This is a genomic window from Parashewanella hymeniacidonis (assembly GCF_016900895.1).
GTDB classification, from domain to species: domain Bacteria; phylum Pseudomonadota; class Gammaproteobacteria; order Enterobacterales; family Shewanellaceae; genus Parashewanella; species Parashewanella hymeniacidonis.
Window position 1 is genome coordinate 18790 of sequence record NZ_JAFEUN010000004.1, and the last position, 22477, is coordinate 41266.

General features: G+C 41.9%; 23 protein-coding genes. 20 read left to right on the forward strand and 3 right to left on the reverse strand.

All coding sequences use genetic code 11. The features are described 5' to 3' along the window. Nucleotides 1-95: 95 nt before the first annotated feature. Nucleotides 96-2045 (reverse strand): acetate--CoA ligase, encoded by a 1950-nt coding sequence (gene acs / locus JQC92_RS01485; RefSeq protein WP_204997980.1) that lies wholly within the window; start codon nt 2043-2045, stop codon nt 96-98. Between the two features lie 195 nt (nt 2046-2240). On the opposite strand from acs, the gene JQC92_RS01490 reads away from it, so the two are divergent. The 5 genes from JQC92_RS01490 to JQC92_RS01510 all read left to right on the forward strand — a co-directional run bounded on the left by JQC92_RS01490 (nt 2241) and on the right by JQC92_RS01510 (nt 6421). Then, complete coding sequence (locus tag JQC92_RS01490; RefSeq protein WP_204997981.1) at nt 2241-3833, forward strand: ABC-F family ATPase; 1593 nt, start codon at nt 2241-2243, stop codon at nt 3831-3833. A 214-nt stretch (nt 3834-4047) separates the two neighbouring features. Then, complete coding sequence (locus JQC92_RS01495) at nt 4048-5292, forward strand: tyrosine-type recombinase/integrase (protein ID WP_204997982.1); 1245 nt, start codon at nt 4048-4050, stop codon at nt 5290-5292. Nucleotides 5293-5389: 97 nt separating this feature from the next. After that, nucleotides 5390-5653 (forward strand): CopG family ribbon-helix-helix protein, encoded by a 264-nt coding sequence (locus tag JQC92_RS01500; protein ID WP_204997983.1) that lies wholly within the window; start codon nt 5390-5392, stop codon nt 5651-5653. Continuing rightward, on the forward strand, nt 5638-5928 hold the full coding sequence (locus JQC92_RS01505) for a type II toxin-antitoxin system RelE/ParE family toxin (protein ID WP_204997984.1): 291 nt from the start codon (nt 5638-5640) through the stop codon (nt 5926-5928). Before JQC92_RS01500 ends, JQC92_RS01505 begins: the two co-directional genes overlap by 16 nt. 223 nt (nt 5929-6151) lie before the next feature. Further along, nucleotides 6152-6421 carry a type II toxin-antitoxin system RelB/DinJ family antitoxin gene (locus JQC92_RS01510; RefSeq protein WP_204997985.1) on the forward strand — a complete coding sequence of 90 codons (270 nt, stop codon included), beginning with the start codon at nt 6152-6154 and terminating at the stop codon, nt 6419-6421. Between the two features lie 233 nt (nt 6422-6654). Here JQC92_RS01510 and JQC92_RS01515 read toward each other — a convergent pair whose 3' ends face one another. Together JQC92_RS01515 and JQC92_RS01520 are read right to left on the reverse strand one after the other, a co-directional pair. Continuing rightward, complete coding sequence (locus tag JQC92_RS01515) at nt 6655-6936, reverse strand: type II toxin-antitoxin system RelE/ParE family toxin (protein WP_204997986.1); 282 nt, start codon at nt 6934-6936, stop codon at nt 6655-6657. Beyond that, nucleotides 6933-7211, reverse strand: a complete 279-nt coding sequence (locus JQC92_RS01520; RefSeq protein WP_204997987.1) for a type II toxin-antitoxin system TacA family antitoxin — start codon at nt 7209-7211, stop codon at nt 6933-6935. The genes JQC92_RS01515 and JQC92_RS01520 overlap by 4 nt, the downstream gene beginning before the upstream one ends. A gap of 672 nt (nt 7212-7883) precedes the next feature. Between JQC92_RS01520 and JQC92_RS01525 the strand changes: the two genes are divergently transcribed. The 15 genes from JQC92_RS01525 to JQC92_RS01595 all read left to right on the forward strand — a co-directional run bounded on the left by JQC92_RS01525 (nt 7884) and on the right by JQC92_RS01595 (nt 22417). Next, entirely contained in the window at nt 7884-8210 is a 327-nt protein-coding gene (locus JQC92_RS01525; RefSeq protein WP_204997988.1) for a TrbC/VirB2 family protein, read from the forward strand. Between the two features lie 8 nt (nt 8211-8218). After that, nucleotides 8219-8551: a VirB3 family type IV secretion system protein gene (locus tag JQC92_RS01530; RefSeq protein WP_204997989.1), complete on the forward strand. Its 333-nt coding sequence runs from the start codon at nt 8219-8221 to the stop codon at nt 8549-8551. After that, the gene (locus tag JQC92_RS01535) at nt 8548-11052 is read left to right on the forward strand and encodes a VirB4 family type IV secretion/conjugal transfer ATPase (RefSeq protein WP_204997990.1); all 2505 of its coding nucleotides are present in this window, start codon (nt 8548-8550) and stop codon (nt 11050-11052) included. Before JQC92_RS01530 ends, JQC92_RS01535 begins: the two co-directional genes overlap by 4 nt. Continuing rightward, nucleotides 11049-11804 carry a type IV secretion system protein gene (locus JQC92_RS01540; protein ID WP_204997991.1) on the forward strand — a complete coding sequence of 252 codons (756 nt, stop codon included), beginning with the start codon at nt 11049-11051 and terminating at the stop codon, nt 11802-11804. Before JQC92_RS01535 ends, JQC92_RS01540 begins: the two co-directional genes overlap by 4 nt. Before the next feature lie 42 nt (nt 11805-11846). Next, the gene (locus JQC92_RS01545) at nt 11847-12143 is read left to right on the forward strand and encodes an EexN family lipoprotein (protein ID WP_204997992.1); all 297 of its coding nucleotides are present in this window, start codon (nt 11847-11849) and stop codon (nt 12141-12143) included. A 14-nt stretch (nt 12144-12157) separates the two neighbouring features. Further along, a complete protein-coding gene (locus tag JQC92_RS01550; protein WP_204997993.1) occupies nt 12158-13174 on the forward strand; it encodes a TrbL/VirB6 family protein in 1017 nt (338 codons plus the stop codon). Next, entirely contained in the window at nt 13171-13350 is a 180-nt protein-coding gene (locus tag JQC92_RS01555; RefSeq protein ID WP_204997994.1) for a hypothetical protein, read from the forward strand. Before JQC92_RS01550 ends, JQC92_RS01555 begins: the two co-directional genes overlap by 4 nt. Beyond that, nucleotides 13343-14092: a VirB8 family type IV secretion system protein gene (locus JQC92_RS01560; RefSeq protein ID WP_204997995.1), complete on the forward strand. Its 750-nt coding sequence runs from the start codon at nt 13343-13345 to the stop codon at nt 14090-14092. The genes JQC92_RS01555 and JQC92_RS01560 overlap by 8 nt, the downstream gene beginning before the upstream one ends. Next, complete coding sequence (gene virB9 / locus JQC92_RS01565) at nt 14093-14995, forward strand: P-type conjugative transfer protein VirB9 (RefSeq protein ID WP_204997996.1); 903 nt, start codon at nt 14093-14095, stop codon at nt 14993-14995. Beyond that, a complete protein-coding gene (gene virB10 / locus JQC92_RS01570; protein ID WP_204997997.1) occupies nt 14988-16145 on the forward strand; it encodes a type IV secretion system protein VirB10 in 1158 nt (385 codons plus the stop codon). The genes virB9 and virB10 overlap by 8 nt, the downstream gene beginning before the upstream one ends. After that, the gene (gene virB11, locus JQC92_RS01575; RefSeq protein WP_204997998.1) at nt 16123-17154 is read left to right on the forward strand and encodes a P-type DNA transfer ATPase VirB11; all 1032 of its coding nucleotides are present in this window, start codon (nt 16123-16125) and stop codon (nt 17152-17154) included. The genes virB10 and virB11 overlap by 23 nt, the downstream gene beginning before the upstream one ends. Nucleotides 17155-17372: 218 nt before the next feature. Next, nucleotides 17373-19235 carry a type IV secretory system conjugative DNA transfer family protein gene (locus JQC92_RS01580; RefSeq protein WP_204997999.1) on the forward strand — a complete coding sequence of 621 codons (1863 nt, stop codon included), beginning with the start codon at nt 17373-17375 and terminating at the stop codon, nt 19233-19235. 70 nt (nt 19236-19305) lie between these two features. After that, nucleotides 19306-21243: an LPD7 domain-containing protein gene (locus JQC92_RS01585; protein ID WP_204998000.1), complete on the forward strand. Its 1938-nt coding sequence runs from the start codon at nt 19306-19308 to the stop codon at nt 21241-21243. Next, the gene (locus tag JQC92_RS01590; RefSeq protein ID WP_204998001.1) at nt 21221-21430 is read left to right on the forward strand and encodes a hypothetical protein; all 210 of its coding nucleotides are present in this window, start codon (nt 21221-21223) and stop codon (nt 21428-21430) included. The genes JQC92_RS01585 and JQC92_RS01590 overlap by 23 nt, the downstream gene beginning before the upstream one ends. A 3-nt stretch (nt 21431-21433) precedes the next feature. Beyond that, complete coding sequence (locus tag JQC92_RS01595; protein ID WP_204998002.1) at nt 21434-22417, forward strand: ArdC family protein; 984 nt, start codon at nt 21434-21436, stop codon at nt 22415-22417. Nucleotides 22418-22477: the final 60 nt, after the last annotated feature.

The window sequence follows — 22477 nt, forward strand, 5'->3', positions numbered from 1 at the left end:
ACAAAGCTAAAAAACATAATATCAGCAAGAGCTAATATTATGTTTTCCTGCTTGCTAAATCTACATAAACTTTGTGTTCTAGAACAAAATTTAAGTTATAGGCGATGTTTGTTTTTTATCAATTCCTCTATTACGGATGTATCGGCCAACGTTGTCGTGTCGCCCAAACTTTCAAGTTCATTAGCGGCAATCTTTCTTAAAAATCGACGCATAATTTTGCCACTTCGGGTTTTAGGTAAATTTGGTGCCCACTGAATAATATCGGGTACCGCAATCGGACTCAGGTGCTTACTGACGTATTTTTTGAGTTCACGCATTAAATCTTCGGTCGGTTCACTGCTATGAGTTAACGTGACATAAGCGTAAATGCCTTGTCCTTTTATATCATGTGGATAGCCAACAATAGCAGATTCAGCGACATTAGGATGAGCCACCAGTGCGCTTTCAATTTCAGCCGTGCCTAAGCGGTGGCCTGACACATTGAGCACGTCGTCTACACGCCCCGTAATCCAATAGTAACCGTCATCGTCTCTTCTTGCTCCATCGCCAGTAAAAAATTTACCTTTAAAAGTAGAAAAGTAGGTTTGACCAAATCGTTTATGGTCGCCATAAACTGTGCGCATTTGACCAGGCCAAGAATCCGAGATCACAAGATTCCCCTCAGCTTTACCGACAAGTAGATTGCCTTCGTTATCGACTAACTCAGGCTTGATACCAAAGAACGGTAAGGTTGCTGAACCTGGTATAGTCGTTGTTGCGTAGGGCAGAGGTGTGATCATGGCACCGCCAGTTTCAGTCTGCCACCAAGTATCGACAACTGGACAACCTTCCTTACCGATATTTGAGTGGTACCAACGCCAAGCTTCTGGGTTGATGGGCTCGCCAACACTTCCAATCACTTTTAAACTTGAACCATTATAAGCATCGAAATGATGTTCACCTTTTGCCATTAATGCTCTGATCAGCGTTGGTGATGTATAGAGAATATTGACTTGGTGGCGATCAATAATTTCACCTAAACGAGCAGGAGAAGGATAGTTAGGTACACCTTCATGTAGGATAATGGTTGCCGCATTTGCTAAAGGCCCATATACCATATATGTGTGGCCTGTAATCCAACCAACATCTGCTGCACACCAATAAATATCATCTGGCTGATAATTGAAAACGTATTCATGCGTCATTGATGCGTAAACGAGATAACCTCCAGTCGTGTGTAAAACGCCCTTTGGCTGGCCAGTTGAACCTGATGTATAGAGTAAAAATAAAGGTGCCTCAGCATCCATGATTTCAACAGGGCAGTCTGATGATTGATTTGAAATGGCATTATGCCACCACACATCTCTGTCAGTATTCCACTCTACATTTGCTCCCGTTCTTTGATAGACAATTACAGTTTTAACTTGTTCTGAGTTATCAAGGAGTGAGATCGCTTCGTCAACATTGTCTTTTAATGGAATATGTTGGCCAGCACGAACGCTTTCATCAGCAGTGATGATGAGCTTAGAATTTCCATCAGTAACTCTGGCAGCAATAGCATCTGGTGAGAAACCCGCAAAAATCACTGAGTGTGGAGCTCCAATTCGAGCGCAAGCCAGCATGGCCACAACCGCTTCTGGAATCATTGGCATGTAAATGGTGACCACATCACCTTTGTTTACGCCTTGGCTTTTCAATGTGTTGGCAAATTGGCTAACTTGTTGATGCAGTTGTTTGTAGGTAATTCTTTGTTGTTGATTTGCATCGTCGCCTTCCCAAATGATGGCTACCTTGTCGGCATATTCATCTAAATGTCTATCTAGGCAATTGTCACAGGCATTCAGCTGTCCATCATAAAACCACTCAATGGAGAGAGACTCTAAATCGTAGCTTGTCGATTTTACTTTGGTATAGGGCTTCGTCCATTTCAATCTTTTGCCGTTTTCCCCCCAAAAAGCCTCAGGGTTTAAAATGGATTCTTGATAAAGTTGTTGGTATCTTGCGGAATCCATATTTGCTGTTTCAGCCAGAGCTTGATTTGGAGGGAAAACTTGTAGGTTATTCATTGGCTTTCCTTTAGCTTGTTTAACTGAAGTTTTATGTGCTCATTGATTTAACATCGCCTGTTTTTAAAACAGTTGCAAGTCGAAATTGTGAAGACCTATTGTAAAATCTGGTGGAACAGCTGATTAAAGCGTATACTTCCGCCCATAAAATTATGGCACTTCGCCAGTTCAAACTTACATATCTGGAAATTAAGCGTGATCACAACAGCTAATATCACAATGCAATTTGGCTCTAAGCCATTGTTTGAAAATATCTCTGTTAAATTTGGCGGTGGAAATCGCTATGGTTTAATTGGAGCGAATGGATGTGGTAAATCAACATTCATGAAAATCCTTACGGGTGAATTAGAACCAACATCAGGTAATGTATCCATTGATGTTAATGAACGTATGGGTAAATTAAGCCAAAATCAGTTTGGGTATGAAGAATATTCACTGATTGATACTGTTGTGATGGGACATGCTGAACTTTGGGAAGTCAAAAAAGAGCGTGACCGCATTTACTCACTTCCAGAAATGTCGGAAGAAGATGGCATCAAAGTCGCTGATTTAGAAATGCAGTTTGCAGAAATGGATGGTTATTCGTGCGAATCTCGTGCGGGTGAACTTCTTTTAGGTGTAGGTATTGAAGTTGATACTCATTTTGGTCTGATGTCTGAAATTGCACCGGGTTTAAAGTTACGTGTTCTACTAGCCCAAGCACTGTTTTCTGATCCTGATTTGCTACTTCTCGACGAACCGACCAACAACTTGGATATCGATACCATTCGATGGTTGCAGGAAGTTCTAAATCAACGTAACAGCACAATGATCATCATCTCGCATGATAGATATTTCTTAAATTCAGTTTGTACACACATGGCTGATTTAGATTATGGTGAGTTGAAGATATTCCCAGGCAATTATGATGAATACATGATGGCAGCGACACAAGCTCGCGAGCAAATGATGTCTGATAATGCCAAGAAAAAAGCACAGATTGCTGAGCTTCAAGGTTTCGTGGCACGTTTCTCTGCTAACGCTTCGAAAGCGAAGCAAGCTACTTCTCGTGCTAAACAAATCGATAAAATCAAACTTGATGAGATTAAACCGTCAAGTCGTGTCAATCCGTTTATTCGTTTTGAACAAGAAAAGAAATTGTTCAGAAACGCATTGGTATTAGAGCAACTGTCTAACGGTTTTGATGAGTTGCTATTCAATAAATTAGATTTAATTGTTGAAGTGGGTGAAAAAGTAGCCATTCTTGGTGAAAACGGTATCGGTAAAACAACTTTACTTAGAACGTTAGTTCATGATTTACCACAGAAAGACGGTTTAATCCAATGGTCTGAAAACGTTAATATTGGCTACTATGCACAGGATCACGAAGCTGAGTTTGCTAATGACATGTCATTGTTTGACTGGATGAGTCAATGGCGTCAACCAGAAGATGACGACCAATCAGTACGTGGCTATTTAGGCAGAATGTTATTTGGTTCTGATGATATTAAAAAATCAGTAAAAGTGCTCTCTGGTGGTGAAAAAGGTCGAATGATGTTTGGTAAGCTGATCATGCAAAAGCCAAACGTCTTAATTATGGACGAACCAACGAACCACATGGATATGGAATCCATTGAATCGTTAAACAATGCGCTTGAGATGTACGAAGGGACATTAATGTTCGTAAGTCACGATCGCGCATTTGTGTCATCCATCGCTAACCGTATTTTAGAGATCACTCCAAAAGGCGTGACAGACTTCAAGGGTAGCTATGATGAGTTCCTTGCCAGTAAAGGGATTGAAGGTTAATTAGCTTTCTCTAAATTAAATGCGCTTAGCAAACGTTGAGCGCATTTTTTTTTGATTTTTCTCAGTTCATCCAAAAATTTTTTTCTGTTTCTTGACCCAAAATTAATCTTTTTCTGGTTGCAATTTATTGCATAATATTTCATCGTTTTGGCTCTGTTATATTGGAAAGTGTGTACCCAGCTGTGTACCCACGAATCAAAAATTGGAGCAAGCCATGGCACTATCAGATATGTGGTTAAGATCTGTTCTTGGTAAATCTCAAACTCAAAGAGTTGAAAAAGCAGATAGAGATGGGTTAAGTGTAAGGGTTACACCTACAGGTAAAGTTAATTTTCAATTGAGATTCAGAATAAACAAACAGGAGTCTCGAATTTATCTAGGAGAATACCCAGCAACCACTTTAAAACAAGCCAGAGAAGAAACCTTACGCTTAAAGGCCGAACTGGAAAAAGGCAATGATCCCCGCATTGTTAAAAAGCTCGAAAAGAAAGCCAATATTGAAGTTATTACGGTAAACGGTTTATTCGATATGTGGTTTGACGCATACTGCCTTCGTCACTACAAACATCCATACGAAACTAAACGCAATTTTGATAAACATGTTGCACCAGCTTTGGGTGAATTGCCATTTGATAAAATTAGTATTCATCAGTGGTACGCTCATTTCGAAAAACTTGCCAAGAAATACTCCACAACAACCAAAAGCTGTTTAACGATTTGCAAATCGATGGCGCAATGGGGCGTAAAGCGTAAACTGATTGAATCAAATACGTTATTAGAAATCCGTGCAGCATCAGATCTAAAAGTCAAAAATAACAAAGTGGAACGAGTGCTTGATGACGACGAAATACGCTTACTGTATCGCTACCTTGAAGAATCAGAAATGAGGGAGTCCAACAAAGTCTTATTGCAGTTATTACTCCATTTTGGCTGTCGGGGAGGGGAGCTTAGGCACGCTAAGTCCAAGGATTTCAATTTTAGAAGTAAGAAGTGGACAGTACCAGTAGAGAACCATAAAGCAGGTAAATATACGGGTAAACCTTTGGTGCGCCCAATCATCGATGAAGTCGCAATACTATTAAAGCCATTGGTCAAAAAGTGTAAAACTGAATATCTGTTCCCAGCAACTGACGGTGGACTAATGACCAGAGAGTCGATGGTCAGTATGCCCAAATTGATCTTGAAGTGGTATGCACGTCGAGATATCGAATTTGAAAAATGGACGGTGCATGATCTCAGAAGAACCATGCGCACTCGAATGTCAAAACTCGCCTCACCGGGAGTAGCGGAAATCATGCTTGGGCACACGCTTTCAGAAATGAGAGGGATTTATGATCGCTATGATTATTACGATGAGCAATACGCAGGTTACACAGCTTGGTGGCATCGGCTGAATGGAATTCTAAATCCAGATGAACCAGATAATGTGGTGCCGTTTAAGGCAGCAGATAAGACATAACAAACCTGTATCAAGTACCTTATAAGGTGTAAGTTGACAGATTAATTAAACTGTTTAACACTGTTAAACATACTTAAACAAATTCAAAGGCCAAACGATGTTAGGCGTTAGATTAGATTCGGAACTAGAAAGTAGGTTAGCAGCACTCGCTGAGCGCACACACCGTTCTAAAAGCTATCATGCTAAAGAAGCATTAGCTCGTTATATCGAGCAAGAAGAAGCAAAAGAGCAGGCTGATAGAGAATCATTAGAAAGATGGGAAGCTTATAAAGAAAATGGTGAATCCGTAAGTAACCAATCAGTAATGGATTGGTTAGATAGCTGGGGAACCGATCAGGAAAAGCCATGTCCAGAGAAGTAATTTGGTTGCCTGATGCGATAGCAGATTTAGTGCGGCTGCGAGAGTTTATTCAAGATAAAAATCCAAGTGCTGCTAAAAGGTCTGCAACTAAAATTAAAGAAGGAGCACTCACTTTAACTAATAACCCTGAATCGGGGAGACCAGTTAGGGGGTTGAGCCCCTTTCGGGAGATTTTAATTCCTTTTGGTGCAGGAAATTACGTTTTAAGATATAGAGAAGATAACCTCACTATCGTTGTAGTTCGTGTTTGGCATAGTAAGGAAGAACGAAACTAGATATAGGCTCAGGTAGATAATCTCTTCACATTTGGCAATGTGTAGGTAATGCTGCTGTGGCGAAATTAGGTGGTTTTGGTAGCTCAGCTGAAGATTACGGATACCACGTTACAATGAAGGGGCTTATTACCCTGAGAAGATACAATTTCAGTTTGATCTACATTTGAGTATTGCACCGAGCTTCGCTACAGTTGTCATACTATGTATAACAAATGGTGGCATTATGAAGACTGAAATGCTCAGCACTCGTATCGATAAAGATACCAAATTGGCCTTCACTCACATCTGTGATGAGGTAGGATTAAGCCCATCGCAAGCACTCAAACTGTTTGCTAAAGCGGTGATCAATTATGGCGGTATTCCGTTTGAACTACGCTCAAGAACGCCGAATGCTAAGACATCGGAAGCCATTCAAGAACTAGAAAATGGTAAAGGCAACAAAGCTGATGACGTAAAAGCGTTGTTTAAAGAGCTTGGGGTGAATGAGGCATAAAATGTATCAACTCGAATACTCAAGCCAATTTAAGAAGGATTTTAAAAAGGTTGCAAAACTCGCCAGAAATGGCTCACAAAGCGAATTGTTTCGTTAAACCTAATATTTCAAAATCGTACTCATGTTCTTTTTTAGTTGCTAAGAAAAATTCTCAGAGTATCCTAAGTTAATGATAAATGGTGAAAATAAATTAGCTTATTTACTTATGAGCTTTGCTATGTGGTTGTACTTTGTTATTCAGCTCTAGGAAACTTTTGCTTTTGGTGTAAAACTCTAAGAATCCGAATATCATCATTTTGAATATCATAAGAGACAATCATCGACACTTCAGGAATAATAAGTAATCGACCTCGTATACCGTCACGCTGAACGCCCATAAGCGGTTGCTCTATAAGGTTCTCAACTTTCTTCTCGATGATCTCATCGGTCTTCTCTGCGGCAAGCGGGTTTACTTCATACAGAAACTCAAAAATCGCTTCACGATCATTTAGCGACTCTTCTTCCCAATAAATCATGATTTATTCCGAATCTTGGCTTTACGCATAGCCATACTACTCTTTGCTTTGTCATGGGAAACAAAAACAGCTTGACCTGAATCCATTTTCTCAAAGGCTTCATTCACTTGATCCGTTAACCAGTCATCATGAGACATCGCTTTTCTTTGCTGCTCAGCGAGCTGTTCAGTTAATTCACGGCAAGCATCACTTAATGTACGGCCTTGGCTTTCAGCCATTAACTGGGCTAAGCGCTTTGTTTCTTCATCAACACGAAATTGAATTCTTGTATCCATAATAAATTACTGAGTAAGAGCTTGTGAGTACAAATGTTAGCACTGATACTTCAGGTTAACAACTGAGTTAAATCCCGCTGTTGATTACATGGCAATGAAGTATGTTCAACATACGTCCAAGTCGTAGTAATGATAAGGTCGGTAAGATTATAAAAAATGCCTTTAAAACTTTTGGGTACGTCGGAAAATGGTGATTTTGGTAACCTAAAAAAAATAATCAACAAAAGCAATCAATTAAGTTTTTTGAGATGGTAACCAAAATAGTAATTTTATGGTAACTAGATTACCTTTTTTAAAGGTGATTTCTCACTATTGCTGTATCTTTATAAATCAATGAGTTAAAAAAATGATTACCATTATGTCACCATAAATGACCGTCTAATGGTAACCATAGGTTTGCAGCTATATATAGGCTTCCAGCCTCATTTTTGTGCAAATGACCAAAATCACCATTTTCCGATGGGCTTAGGAATTTTCATTGTTTTGCTTTGAGTGAATATCAGCACTGAAACTTTTTATAATATTGCATTATCTTGCAGTGTGTTTAATTGGAGAAAATATTTTAAATCAGCTATTTACCTTTGTTTTTTTACATGTAACTGTCATTGCATTATCTGATGCTTTGAACGGATTTTAAGTGTCTTTCATTCAGCTCATATTTTGGAGTTAACAATGAAAGTAGGCGCAGTTACTGACAGCTCAATTTTTCCTAACCTCGCTCTTAGGGCGCTTAGCGCCCAATTTTTTCTCTTGCTATTTTTATGGCTTTTCCCTGAATTGGTTTTTGCTAATCCAATAACTGAAGGCGTGGATTGGGTGATGGATTTGCTCACCAATGGTATTGCTCGCAGTGCTGCAGTGATTGGTATTGCCATTCTTGGTTATTTGGCTTGGTTTGGTCGAATAACTGGCGAGACTTGCGGTAAATACATTGCCGGAATCGTGTTGGTGTTTGGAGGCACTACCATTGTCGACTTAATCATTTCAGCAGTGAAATAGGGGAGTTGATGATGCAATCTCAAGATCCTCTTATCGTGGCGATGACTCGTCCTGCAATGAAATGGGGCGTGACACTAGATGGTTTAATTGTCGGCGCAGGTATTGTTGCAGTGTTGATGATAGCCACTAAAAGCCCATTTACTTTACTGCTTTATCTTCCCATTCATGCATTGATGTATGGCTTATGTTTACGTGATCCCCGTATATTTCGTTTGTTGTATTTATGGCTAAACACTAAAGCAAAGTCCGTTTGTTGGCGTTATTTCAATACCGCCAGCGCTAGCCCTTATTTGAATACTCGCAGTCCGCAATATGTTATCGGTCAATGGAGGCTCGGATGAATATCGCTCACGTTTTGCCTGCAAATTGGCACAAAGAAAACCCTGTGGCTGAGTTTGTTCCATATCAAACGTTATGCGATTACCACACAGTAAAAACTCGCAATAGTGAATATTTACAAGTGATTAAATTGCAAGGTATTGCACACGAAACCCAAGATGCAGAGCAAGTTCAGATCTGGAAAGAGCAGCTTAACCTAATGCTGCGTAATATTGCTAGCCCCAATATTTCCTTATGGTCGCACGTCATCCGCAGGGAGCATCAGGTGTTTCCTGAAGGGAAGTTCGACAACGAGTTTGACCGTCAATTAAACCAAAAATATGCCGCAAAAGTATGTCAGAGCCAATTGTTTATCAATGAACTTTATCTGACAGTCATTTATCAGGACGGTGCAAAGCACTCACTTAATCTTTTCAAACGTTCGCAAACGCAAGAACAATGTATCGCAAGACAGCTAAAAGCTATCCATCAGCTCGATGAAGTGGTGAATACGGTGTTGTCATCGTTATCTGAATATCAACCCAAACGCTTATCCACCTTCTATAAAGATGACCACTTTTACTCTGAGGTTTTGACTTTTCTTGATTATCTCGTCAATGGTGACTGGCAGCAACGAACCTTGCCTAAAATGGATATTGCTTGTGCTTTGCCCAGAGTTAGGCCGTTATTTGGCAATAATGCTTTTGCGCTAAAAGGGTTAACCGATACTCATTTTGGTGCGTGCCTCAGCATTATTGAATATCCTGAACACACTGAAGCTGGATTACTTAACTCGCTGCTATCTGCACCATTTAGCTTTATCTTGGCTCAAAGCTTTCAGTTTTTATCAAAACCATTAGCGACTGAATTACTCACTCGTCAACAAAACCGCCTACAGGCCACAGGTGATTTAGCACAGTCACAAATCGATGCAGTAAGCTTCGGCTTAGATGAATTAACTTCAAACCGCGTGGTATATGGTCAGCATCATCTCAACATTACTTTATTTGCTAAGGGCATTGATGAGCTTGAACTGCATATTGCAGCAGTAAAATCGGAATTAGCTGATAGAGCAATTATTGCAGTGCGTGAAGATATCGGCTTAAAAGCTGCTTACTGGTCGCAATTACCTGCAAACAGTAAATACCGACCTCGACCAGCGCCGATTTCATCTCGTAATTTTTCAGGCTTTTGCGGTTTTCATAATTATCCATCAGGGCAGTTACATGGCAATCAATGGGGCAGCGCCATAACCTTGTTTAAAACCGCATCTGGCGCCCCTTATTATTTTAACTTTCATGAAGTAAACAGGCATGACAGCCGAAATGAGCACCAACATCAAAGTAGTACGTCCCAACAACTACCCAAACTCACACACACTAGCACCAAGGAGGACAAACACTTTGATGACAATAAGGAAACCATTCTCAAGGAAGAGCATCATGCTCTAGGTAACACTCTTATCATTGGCGTTTCAGGCTCAGGCAAAACGGTATTACAAGGCTTTTTAACTTCACAAAGTAAAAAGCATCAACCAACACAAATCATCTTCGATAAAGACCAAGGTTTAGAAGTTTATGTCAGAGCATGTGGTGGTTTGTATCTACCACTAAAAATGGGAAAGCCAACCGGGTTTAATCCATTCCAGTTAGAAAACACGCCAGCAAATCGGCTTTTCCTTACGGCCTTGTTAAGTAAATTATTAGGCAGTGAAATTGATCATACACAACAACTGGAATTATGCGACGCCGTTGAAGGTGTGATGGCTCTGGATAAACCACTGCGCCGCTTAAGCCGTTGTTTAGAATTTCTCGATCCCACGATGGAAAATGGCTGTTATTTGAGGTTATTGAAGTGGTGTGAACAAGGCGAATACGCCTGGGTTTTAGATAATGCTAGCGATGAGCTTGATGTCAGCAAAAATACATTGTTGGCCTTTGATGTCACTGAGTTTTTAGACACTCAAGACGTGCGTACACCCATCATAATGTACTTATTTCATCGCATCGAGCAGTTGATTGATGGTAGGCGTTTACAAATTTTTGTGGATGAATTTTGGAAGCTGCTCGGTGATAAATATTTTGAAGATTTCGCTAATAACAAACAAAAGGTGATCCGCAAACAAAATGGCCTGATGGTATACGCCACTCAGTCAGCGAAAGACATTTTAGCATCACCCATTGCCCACAGTCTCATTGAACAATGTGCCACTTTCATATTTATGCCAAACCCTAAAGCCAGACGAGAAGATTACATTGAAGGCTTTAACCTAACCGAACGTGAATTCGAGCTGATCCACAACGAGCTTGCACCCAACTCAAGGCAGTTTCTAATCAAACAAGGTCACGACAGTGTGGTGGTTACATTAGATCTCAACGGGTTTGAACAAGAACTAGCTGTGATCTCCGGCACCACTAATAAAGTGAATTTGTTACAGGGATTGATTGAACAGGTTGGTGATAAGCCTGCAACGTGGCTACCGCTCTACTTTCAGGCTTTATCAGAAAAGAGAGGTGAAGCATGAAAAGTTTAGTCGTTAGAACTTACACGTATGGTGGAAAAATAAAGCTCGTCATTCCCGCATGTTGTAAGCGGGAATATTCGCTTCGCCCGCCATACAAAACTGGCGTTCAACGCCCTAGCGGGCTTTTGTCTTGCGCCTTTTTCTTTTCATTTTTAATACTCTTTTTCGCCGTACCAGCCCATGCCTTCCCGGTTATTGATGTAGCCAATCTCCATCAAAACATCATTCAGGTGAAACATCTGCTTGAGGAAATCAACACCCTTAAACAGCAATTGAGTACCGCAAAAGATCAGTTAAAAAGCATTAATGGCGTTCGAGGCATGGGCAACGCCATTGACTCTGTGTATGACATCAGCGTCAAAGTTGATCCCAATCTCACACTTAAACAGCAAGGTTTACACAACAGTCAAGAACTGCAACTCGGCAGTGATGTAGCTGGACTGTATGACGATATCAATCGTTATCGTGGTCGTTGGTTTGGACAAACACAATTATCACTGCAGCAAACTCAAGCTCGCTATCAACAACTGATGCGACTTATTCAGAAGATCAATCAAGCACCACAACAAAAAGACATTGAGGACTTACAAGCTCGCATTGATGCTGAGGGCGTCATGCTGCAAAACGAGCAAGCTAAATTGCAACTGCTTAATGCACAAGCGCAAGCCAGTGAAGCCCTGACACAACAAAAAATCACCCAAATGGCCATTGAGTCTGGTGGAGAGTTACATCTGATCCATTGGAACTATTAACAGTATTCACCAAGGACGGGTACAACACAGAGAGCAGTACCCATGAAAAAAGCATCTTTATTGTTCATCATTATCGGCTCAATTTTCTTAAGCGCTTGTTTTGATGGTAAGCATCAATCGTCTATTAATTCAGAGCCTACTCACACAGTTAGTTGGTTCTTAACCCACAACTCACAACTGGACGATACCTTAAGGCGCTGTAGTGATAATCCAGCTGAGTTTCAAAAACAGCCGAATTGTATTAATGCCCAGCAAGCAGCCAATCAACGCAGCGGTGGCGAACTGCACCCTATCCATATCGCCCCAAACAATATGCCTAACGGCAAAGGCTGGAATTAAGCGAGGGTAGAGCAATGGCAGCACAAAGCGACCTATATCAAAATATCTTCAACATGGTAGATAGCGCCTTAAATCATTATGTGCAACAAGGCTCTGCCAGATTGATAGATTTTTTGCTACCCATATTCAGCAGCCTAATGATTATCTGGATTGCGATTTGGGGTTATAGCCTGATGACGGGGAAAAGTGATGCACCACTGCAGCAAGGCTTTTTTCGTATACTGCGTGTTGGTTTTATCTTAACCCTTGGTCTGACGGCAGGGCGTTACAATCAAACTGTGGTCAGCTTTTTAAGTGAAACACCACAATTACTCGCTTCGATAGTATCCAATTCTCATAGTCAAAATGCGGCTAGCTTATTGGATCAGCTTTTCAGCCAAATCTTTGCCCTTGCTGATAACTCATGGAAACAAGGCGGGGTAATGAATGGCAATTTCGGCATGTACTTTCTCGCCATAGCGGTTTTATTGATTGGCAGCAGCTTAACCTTAATCGTGGCGTTCTTTATCTTACTCAGCAAAGTGATGGTTAGTGTGTTGCTGGCTATCGGCCCTGCTTTTTTTGTCTTACTGCTGTTTCAAGCGACACAACGATTTTTTGAAAGCTGGCTTGGCATGGTGATTAACTTCGGTTTTATTTTGTTACTTGGCGTGGCATCAGGCCAGTTAATGACTTCAGTAGCAGCCAGTTATCTGCATCAAATTGCCAGTAATCATTCCACCGTTTCAACCTTGAGTGACACATCAATGCTGTGCATTGTGCTCGGTCTGTGCATCTTGGTGATGAAACAAATCCCTGCAATGTCGGCAGCATTAGGTGGTGGCGTTGCCATTGCCGCTAATGGTGCTATTGCGCACAGCCTTCATGCTTTAAGACCCACAACCCTGCGCCACCAATACCGTAACTTACGCCGTGATATCAACTATGCAGGACATGCACTGCGTCAACCGCTAAAGCCCGTAGGCATTGGTTATCACGCCTATCAACAACGCTTTGGTGGTAATTCAATTTCTGGGAGGACGACACCATGAATCGCTCTGTCATCAACCACCTAATCAGTATCAGTCTGGTTCTATGTTTAACGCATTGTGCCAGTGCTCCTAAACTGATGCACTGCAAAGATGATGGTAAAGGCTTAAAGCCAATTAATACACAAGCAGTAAAGCTGGACTCGACAAAAAAGAATAATAAGGAAAATCATGACTGAAATGCTGCCTGATAGCTTAAACCGTCCTGTTTCCGATAAGCAATTTACCAAGATGTACTTTGCAGAGGTCAATCAGTGGGATGTTGAATTGAGCAGTCGCATTAAACAATCTGAACTTAGAGCATGGCGTTGCTGTGCTTTACTGACCTTTATTGCGGTGCTTCAGGGCGTAGCTTTGTTATGTTTATTGCCGCTTAAATCCATTGAGCCGTTTGTTATCCGAGTTGATAACAATACCGGCCTAGTGGATGTGGTTTCCACTTTAACAGGCAGCGGCAAAGTAAAACCGCAGGCGCAAGAGGTGATGGATAAGTATTGGCTGACGCAATACGTAAATCATCGTGAAAGCTATCAATGGGAAACCAGAGCTTATGACCGCAATCTGATTGGCGTGATGTCCAGTGAAACGGTGCAACAAGATTATGCGGCGTATACCGATCCAACAACTAACCGAAATGCGCCAATCAATCGTTATCAGCAACAAGCTCAAGTAAGAGTTTATATTCAGGCGATTAGCTTTATCGGTAATGAAATCGTAAAAGGTGAGCCCCGAAAAACCGCATTGATCCGCTACAGCAAACAAGTAAAACGCCTTGGTGAATCTCACTCTCCAACTCACTGGATCGCCACCGTCACCTTTGCCTACCGCAATTCACCCATGAAGTTAGAAGATCGCCGTATCAATCCGCTAGGTTTTCAGGTGCTCAGCTATCGTAATGATCAGGCAACAGGAGGCGATTAGATGCCAGTATGTAACTTGCCAATCCCGTCACTCCTGCGAAAGCAGGAGTCTAGTGCCTTTTTTCTGGTTAAAAGTGTTAAAAGCCGCTGGATATCTGTGTTCTCAGGTATGACGTTCATATTTGTATCAACTTTCTGTTTTGCCCTAGAAACCCCGCACTACGGCAAACTCGACAAACGAGTGCGCCATATCAATTATCAAGCTGAGCAAGTAGTGAAACTGGTTGGGCATTATGGCTTTGCAACCGATATTGCCTTTGCTCAAGGGGAAACCATTAAACAAATTGCGGTAGGAGACAGCGAGGCTTGGTCAGTCACGCCAGTAGCCAACCATATCTTTATCAAACCCAAAGCAGAAAAAGCCATTACTAATATGACGGTGTTGACCAGCCAACGAATTTACAACTTTGAGCTATCAGCCCATTGGTCACAACACGGCGCTCATCCGCATCCTAACGATATGATGTTTGCTATTGATTTCCGCTACCCAGCATTAGCTCAACAGCATAAGCAGCAAGCTAAACTGAAACATCAGCTTAATAGCGAGTCAGTGCCGCAAGTCGTTAATCAAAACTACTTCTACAAAGGCAATCGAAATATTGTGCCAATTCAAGCCTTTGATGATGGCCGTTTTAGCTACTTAACCTTTAATCGCAAACAAGATTTACCTGCCATCTACATTATCAATGCTGATAACAGCGAAAGCTTAGTAAATACCCATGTTGATCCTAATTATCCAGATACCGTGATTGTTGAACGAGTAGTGCGGCAAATAGTGCTTCGCCAAGGCAATACTCTTGCTTGTGTTTTCAACCAAAGTTTTCAGCAACAAGAGCCAGCTCAATATCAAACCAGCAATATTCCTCATGTGAACAGAAAAATAAAAGGAGGGATGCATGAGTGATCAGCCATCTTTCAATGAAGCCGAGTTCGTGAACCCAGAAGCCGCACCAGAATTAAATGCTGGGCAAGTTCGACAAACCTTGTCTAAGCCATTAATGGCCACGTTGAGTATCATTATCATTGTATTACTGGTGTGGATTAATGGTGGTTTTAGTTCCTCAAAAGCATCAGCAGAACAGCAAAGTAGTAATAAAAGCATTGGCAACCATTTAGGTAATCCACCTGATTTACCTAAAAAAGGTGAGCATAAAAACGGTCACACCAAACCAGATAATTCAAAGCCGGAAATATTACACACAGGATTAGCAGGCTTAGTCTCTACTCCAGTAACACCAGTAACGCCAACAACTCCCACTTATGCTTCCGCATCTCAGCGCCAACATTGGACGCCCAAACAACGTAAACAGTTCGATAAGATTTTAGTGGTAAATCAGGCTGAGCAGGGCATTACTCAACAGCAAGAAATTGATACCGCAAATACTGATAATACCCCTCAACCATTACAAGCCAAGCTGCAAGTGACCAAGCTTAACGGCACAGTAGCCAGCCGTGTTATTGATCCCAACTTATTCATCACCAAAGGCGCATTTTTAGATTGTGTGCTTGAAACCGCCATTAGTTCTGATGTGCCGGGAATGACCCGTTGCCAACTCAGTCGAGACATTTATTCCGCCAATGGCAAGGTGCTATTACTGGAAAAAGGCAGTCATATAGTTGGTCAATATCAAGGTGGATTACAGCAAGGTGGATTACAGCAAGGCATCGCTCGGATTTTCGTGGTGTGGCAGCGCATTGAAACGCCAAACGGCGTGCTTATCGACCTCGATTCACCGGGAACCGACACGTTAGGTCGTAGCGGTCATAGTGGCTTTATTGATGGTCATTTTAAACAACGCTTTGGCAGTGCCATATTACTGAGTTTAATTGGTGATGCTGGCAGTTATGCCGCCAACAAAGCGAACAGTGGAACCAATAATCAAATTCAATTCGGCAACACAATTGGTAGCAGTAAAGACTTAGCCGCCATTGCTCTGCAAGACTCGATTCGTATTAAACCCACCTTACTAAAAAATCAGGGTGAACACATTAACGTGTTTGTTGCTCGTGATTTAGATTTTAGGAGTGTCTATGAATTGCAGCTTAGCCATTAATCAACCACAGCAATCTGGGCATGAAGTCAGCCGTTCAATTGCACTGCTGGCACACTTGAAACTATTGCAATCATATTTGTTGAAAGATGATGTAACCGAAGTCGTGGTTAATCAACCTTATGAAATACAAACTGAGTCTAAACATGGCTGGAGCTGCTTTCAAGAGCGCAAACTTGATTTTAGTTATTGCCAACGACTCGCTAAATTGATCGCCACTTATTCAGGGCAAAAGCTCGATACTTCGCATCCGATTTTATCGGCAACACTACCAACAGGAGAACGGGTACAAATTGCGATACCACCAGTGACCTTAACCAATCGAGTCAGTATTACCATTCGTAAGCCATCAGTAGTGAACTTCAGTTTGAATGATTATGAGCGGCAAGGATATTTTCAGCCTTGCTCTGCAGCGCCAAAAAATAACGATGAGAATCGACTACAGCAACTCAAAACCCAAGGGAAGATCAATGAATTTCTAACCTTAGCGGTACAAATGAGAAAAAACATCATCATTTCAGGTTCAACAGGCTCAGGCAAAACCACGTTCTTTCGCTCATTACTGCAATTAGTACCAAACCAAGAGCGATTGCTCTCGATTGAAAATGTCGATGAGCTGCAACTGTATCGCACTCATTCCAATACCGTCAGTTTGTTTTATTCCGCAGGCAATCAGGGCATATCAGCGGTAACGCAAAAACAGCTATTAGAAGCAAGCTTGCGGATGAAGCCTGATCGTGTGTTTGTCGCAGAACTTATTCGTGGTGACGAAGCCTTCTATTACCTACGCAATATCAATTCAGGGCATCCGGGGAGCATGACCACGATGCACGCTGGCAGCCCAAAATTGGCCTTAGAGCAGTTAGTGTTACTGCTCAAAGAATCCAACGCAGGTTCGTCATTATCTCGAACCGACATCAAACAGCTGTTGAATTTGTGTGTTGATGTGATTGTGCAATTGCAAAACAAGGATGGCAGACGATTCGTGAGTGAGGTGTATTACCGTGGCTGATATCTATCTTTTCGTCATTCCCGCATGTTGTAAGCGGGAATCCAGCGCCTTTGATTGATTCGAGAAAAGTCACTGGACACCAGCCTACGCTGGTGCGACGAACAAATGCCGTCATGCCAGCATGTTTTAGGCTGGCATCCAGCGCCTTAGATTTTTTGGCAAAAGTCGCTGGGCACCCACCTTCGTGAGTGCTACGAGAAAACATAAAGAGGTAAGCAATGACCAAACCACTGAGCATTAAACTGTACCTAATTATTACCAGCTTAAGCATGATCATTAGCCTATGGCTTAGTGGTGCAATTTATCTTTATTTCGCACATTTAAATTATCGAAGTGCAACGCCGCTAACGGTTATTCAATACGGCTATTTTTATGGCCACGATAAACGCACTCAGTTTTGGCTAACCTTATCACTCATTCTTGGCTTTATGCCGTTTGGTTTACCGATTGCACTTAAGTTCAGACCAAAAAAGCCAGCACTTTATGGTGAATCAAGATTTGCCAATCAAAAAGAAATGAAGCAAGCAGGGCTGTTAAGTCCAAACGGTATTGTGGTTGGCAAACAAAGCAATCTATTAAATCAGCGTTATCTTCAATTTGCAGGTCAGCAGCATGTGTTGATGTCCGCACCTACTCGCAGCGGTAAAGGTGTAGGCGTGGTAATTCCTAATCTACTCAGCTGGCAAGACTCAGTGGTAGTGCTAGATATCAAACAAGAAAACTGGAACATCACCGCTAACTTTAGGCAGACTTATGGTCAGCAATGTTTCCTTCTAAACCTTGCACCACGAGATTACTGCAGCCATCGTTGGAATCCGCTGTATTACATATCAGTCGATCCAAACTTTCGCATCAACGATATTCAGAAAATCGGTCAGATGTTATTTCCCAACATCGATAACGAATCTCCAATTTGGCAAGCTTCAGCTCGCTCATTATGGTTGGGGTTAGTCTTATATTTGCTAGAAACACCACCTTTACCCGTAACCATGGGCGAAGTGCTGCGCCAACTCAATAATGGCGATAGCTATTTGATTGAGCTCATCAACCAGCGGATGCAAACCAGTCAGCCATTATCAAACCAATGCCATACCGCATTAAAAGAATATCTTGAAACGCCAGAGCGCACTCGTGGCTCAATTCGTAAAAGTTTTAGTTCAGCATTAGAGTTGTTTTATAACCCTGTTATCGATGCGGTAACTGCGTACAATGACTTTGACTTACGCCAGCTACGCAGCAAAAAAATCTCCATTTACGTTGGAGTAACGCCAGATGATCTGCAGCGGTTATCACCACTGATCAACTTGTTTTTTCAGCAGCTGATTGATCTTAATACTCGTGAATTGCCTGAGCAAAATCCACTGCTCAAACATCAAGTTTTATTGTTGATGGATGAATTTGCTGCCATTGGTAAGTTGGGCATTTTAAGTCGTGGGATCAGCTACATTGCAGGTTATGGTTTACGACTGCTGACCATCATTCAATCTCCTTCACAGCTCAGAGAAACCTATGGCCATGATGCTGCAGAAACCTTAATTGAAAACCATGCGCTACAAATTATCTTTGCGCCTAAAAACTCCAAAGTGGCGAGAGAACTGTCTGAAACCTTGGGCATCAATACCATCAAGCAACGCAGCCGCAGTCGTCAATTAACGGGCAAAGGTGGTCGCAGTGAAAACATCAGCGATCACAGCCGAGCTTTAATGCTGCCACAAGAAATAATGCGCTTAGGTGCAAATAATGCCATTTTGTTGCTTGAAAACTGCCCACCCGTTAAGTGCCAAAAGATCCGCTGGTATCAAGATAAAGCGTTTATTCCAAGGGGTAACACGCAAGCTAACCGCAGCCCAAATGTGCCAAAAGTCACTGTTAAAGCAACCAAAGCCTCGGTTACACCCATTGCTGTATCTAAACCCTCTGTGGACGCTGCAACTACAGAACAACAAACCGCTTCAGCAATGCAAGAGAGAACGACAACCAAGCAAGAGATCCCAACCATCAAAACCGAAGTCGAAGAAAGCCAAATCAACGCCATGGTGGATGACTACATCGAACTTTATCAATCAGATAAAAGCAATTGAAATATTTTTCGTCACTCCAGCGAAGGCTGGAGTCCAGTGCCTTTTGAAGATAAACAAAGGAGACAGCTAAATGAAACCTGAAACCTTGCTAGAACAAAATACCTATTTAGCCATTCCTTATGACAAACGCATTGAGGCGATGAAGTTTATCGGCAAACTTGCCAATGGCGAAAATGTGCTGGGGTTCGATAAAGATCAGAACTTATGGTTTGCCAAAGCCGGAACGCCACTGACCAAAGTTGAACCTTGGCTACCAAGACCTGAGCTGTTTGGTGCTCCAACACATCAAGATCCAATTACTGAATTTTCACAAGTATTGGCCAGCTCTGGTTTTGTGTTACATGAGCCACCAATATTTGATGGACAAAAGCACAGAGTTGCTACTCAAGATGACAAACGAGGCCAAAAAAGCGGTGTGTATTGTGGATATGGTGATGCTCACCCTGCAGGTTGGTATCAAGATCACCGCAATCATAGTGAACCACAAAAATGGCGAGCCAGTTTTACCCACAGTGATCCGCTCGCCAAACTGCATATCAAAGCTCAACAAGCCAATAACCGAACCCTCAGAGAAATCACTGAGTCCAAACGCTATCAACATCATGCGAACCGTTGTTATCAAGCATTTCAGTTGATGCCGCAGGCTAAAGTTGAACACCCGTATTTAGTCAAAAAAGATGTGCAAGCTTTCCCAGATGTAATGCAAGACAAAAAAGGGCGCTTAGTGATCCCGCTTATGGATGAAAACCATAAAATTCATTCGCTGCAGCGTATTAGCCCTAACGGTTTTAAATGTCTAAAAAAAGGCGCACAAAAAGCAGGGCACTTCTTTGTGGTGGGTTACAAACCGCTTAAAAATGGTGAGCCAATTTTATATGCCGAAGGTTATGCCACAGCCGCAAGTATTGCTGAAGCTACAGGTCGCAGTGTTGTGATGACGGTCGATGCAGGCAATATGCCTAAAGTGGCACAGACATTACATGCTCACTATCCCAACAGTCAGCATTTGTTTCTGGCCGATGATGATCGCAATAACAAAAGCAATAAAGGCTTAGAAATGGCGCAAAAAGCGGCCAATATCACTTGTGGGCGTTGGCTAGCACCATACTTCATACAAGATCAAATAGAAGTCGGAATGACCGACTTTAACGATTTACATATCAGCAGCGGCTTAGCTGTGGTGAAAACACAAATCGAAGGTTTCATCGAGCGCAGCTGGCCGCATCTGCACAAACTCAAATCTCAAGGGGCAAGCAGTATTGAGATTATCGAACAAGCCGCACTCCAAGCTGAAAAGCTTAAACCAGCCAATAAAACCTTAAGCGAAAAATTAACTCCTTTAACGGACATAACCAAACCACTCATTAAAAACGATAGCAGCAATACGGGAGGTGAAACGCATCAAAACCAAAAAGCCAAGTTCCCAGATTCCATCGCAAAACATTACATTGCACTTGAAAATAAATACTACTTTCAAAATCGCCCAAAGTGTCTCGCTTTTATCGATAAAGGCAGCAAGCTGCAAACCAAACTGGCCAATGCTCAACTGGTTAATGATTTGATTGATATCGCCAAACAACGGCAATGGCAAGACATCAAAATCTCAGGCAGCAAAGCCTTTAAAAGCCAAGCGTGGCTACAAGCATCACTTCATGGAATTCGAGTGCGTGGTTATCGGCCAGATAAAACGGAAGTTCAGCAACTAATGACCATGCAAGCTAAAGCAGCGAAACAAAAAACTATCCAACCAAATGCAAATATTCAGGAGGTGCAATCACCTGTAAATACCATCGAAGCGACTCACTTAGATTCAAGCAACACAACGCTTCAGAAGGCACAAACGTTTTGTAAAGACTTGCCGCCTGAAGCACAACAGCAGTTTTTAGATAAGGTCAAACAACGACTAGACAGCCTGTTTCAAAAGCCGCAGATGAATATTCCTAACTCATCACCTTCAAATCACAGAGAAATAAAGGAGCCAGAGCATGAACAAGCCCTTGAACACTGACTTAACCGCAAAAGCTGAACAGATCTGGGAAGACCGATTATTCAAACTCAACATTCCCGGTGTCATTTGTGAATTTACCGAAGCCGAAGCTGAAGAACTTGGCGCATTTGAAGAAGATGCACTAACAGAAACTGATGCATTGGATGCCTCAGAAGAAGTCATTAACCATTCAAATGATGAGGATTAAACTATGCCAGCAAAGAAAACCAATAAAGTGCCTTATCACGAACAAATCGCCAATAAACTGATTGAGCAACTAAAAGCTGGAACAGCACCGTGGCAAAAGCCATGGCAAGCAGGAATACCACAACTGCCGCATAATCCAATTAGCGGTACACGCTATCGAGGTTCAAACGCAATCTGGCTAGCTATGCAGTGTAGAGATGATCCAAGATGGATGACTTACAAACAAGCTAGTTCCATTGGTGCTCAAGTTCAGCGAGGACAACATGGCACCATAGTTCAATACTGGAAGTTGTACGATAAAATTGATAAAACCGATAGCAACGGCAACAAAATACTCGACGCTAAAGGTAAGCCGTTAAAAGTGACAGTAAAACTCGACCGCCCAAGAGTCTTCACTGCCGCAGTATTCAATGCTGAGCAAATCGACGGTTTACCAGAACCTGAAGTCAAACAACTACCAGAATGGCAGCGCCATGAACGAGCAGAGAAAATCATGCAAAACTCAGGCGTAACCATACAGCATGAACAATATGATAACGCTTACTATTGCCCAGCAACAGACAGCATTCACTTACCCGCAAAATCTCAATTCAACTCCAGAGACTCCTATTTTTCAACAGTGCTCCACGAAATTTGCCATTCGAGTGGCGCACCAAATCGCCTTAACCGAGATATGACAGGCAGATTCGGCGATGAATCCTACGCCAAAGAAGAATTACGGGCAGAAATTGGCTCACTTATGCTTGGTGACGAACTCCAAGTTGGTCATGAGTTTGGCCAACATGCCGCCTACGTCGACCATTGGGTCAAAGTGCTGCAAGATAATCCCAAAGAAATTTTACGGGCTTCAAGGGATGCGGAGAAAATACAGGAATATGTGTTGGGGTTGGAGAATGAAAAAGCTCAAATTACAACGAACAATCAAACTATGAAGTATCATAACGTGATCGAACAAGTAACTAAACAGAAAGAAGAAGAGCTGGATTGATTTTCTATAGTGTAGTGATTTAAATAAGTGGAAAAGCAGCTTATTTTGTCTGTTATTATA

Bases quoted from the DNA above. Each gene is read 5' to 3' on its own strand.
- acs (WP_204997980.1), bottom strand. From the start codon at position 2,045: ATGAATAACCTACAAGTTTTCCCTCCAAATCAAGCTCTGGCTGAAACA.
- JQC92_RS01495 (WP_204997982.1), top strand. From the start codon at position 4,048: ATGGCACTATCAGATATGTGGTTAAGATCTGTTCTTGGTAAATCTCAA.
- JQC92_RS01500 (WP_204997983.1), top strand. From the start codon at position 5,390: ATGTTAGGCGTTAGATTAGATTCGGAACTAGAAAGTAGGTTAGCAGCA.
- JQC92_RS01505 (WP_204997984.1), top strand. From the start codon at position 5,638: ATGTCCAGAGAAGTAATTTGGTTGCCTGATGCGATAGCAGATTTAGTG.
- JQC92_RS01510 (WP_204997985.1), top strand. From the start codon at position 6,152: ATGAAGACTGAAATGCTCAGCACTCGTATCGATAAAGATACCAAATTG.
- JQC92_RS01515 (WP_204997986.1), bottom strand. From the start codon at position 6,936: ATGATTTATTGGGAAGAAGAGTCGCTAAATGATCGTGAAGCGATTTTT.
- JQC92_RS01520 (WP_204997987.1), bottom strand. From the start codon at position 7,211: ATGGATACAAGAATTCAATTTCGTGTTGATGAAGAAACAAAGCGCTTA.
- JQC92_RS01525 (WP_204997988.1), top strand. From the start codon at position 7,884: ATGAAAGTAGGCGCAGTTACTGACAGCTCAATTTTTCCTAACCTCGCT.
- JQC92_RS01530 (WP_204997989.1), top strand. From the start codon at position 8,219: ATGATGCAATCTCAAGATCCTCTTATCGTGGCGATGACTCGTCCTGCA.
- JQC92_RS01535 (WP_204997990.1), top strand. From the start codon at position 8,548: ATGAATATCGCTCACGTTTTGCCTGCAAATTGGCACAAAGAAAACCCT.
- JQC92_RS01540 (WP_204997991.1), top strand. From the start codon at position 11,049: ATGAAAAGTTTAGTCGTTAGAACTTACACGTATGGTGGAAAAATAAAG.
- JQC92_RS01545 (WP_204997992.1), top strand. From the start codon at position 11,847: ATGAAAAAAGCATCTTTATTGTTCATCATTATCGGCTCAATTTTCTTA.
- JQC92_RS01550 (WP_204997993.1), top strand. From the start codon at position 12,158: ATGGCAGCACAAAGCGACCTATATCAAAATATCTTCAACATGGTAGAT.
- JQC92_RS01555 (WP_204997994.1), top strand. From the start codon at position 13,171: ATGAATCGCTCTGTCATCAACCACCTAATCAGTATCAGTCTGGTTCTA.
- JQC92_RS01560 (WP_204997995.1), top strand. From the start codon at position 13,343: ATGACTGAAATGCTGCCTGATAGCTTAAACCGTCCTGTTTCCGATAAG.
- virB9 (WP_204997996.1), top strand. From the start codon at position 14,093: ATGCCAGTATGTAACTTGCCAATCCCGTCACTCCTGCGAAAGCAGGAG.
- virB10 (WP_204997997.1), top strand. From the start codon at position 14,988: ATGAGTGATCAGCCATCTTTCAATGAAGCCGAGTTCGTGAACCCAGAA.
- virB11 (WP_204997998.1), top strand. From the start codon at position 16,123: ATGAATTGCAGCTTAGCCATTAATCAACCACAGCAATCTGGGCATGAA.
- JQC92_RS01580 (WP_204997999.1), top strand. From the start codon at position 17,373: ATGACCAAACCACTGAGCATTAAACTGTACCTAATTATTACCAGCTTA.
- JQC92_RS01585 (WP_204998000.1), top strand. From the start codon at position 19,306: ATGAAACCTGAAACCTTGCTAGAACAAAATACCTATTTAGCCATTCCT.
- JQC92_RS01590 (WP_204998001.1), top strand. From the start codon at position 21,221: ATGAACAAGCCCTTGAACACTGACTTAACCGCAAAAGCTGAACAGATC.
- JQC92_RS01595 (WP_204998002.1), top strand. From the start codon at position 21,434: ATGCCAGCAAAGAAAACCAATAAAGTGCCTTATCACGAACAAATCGCC.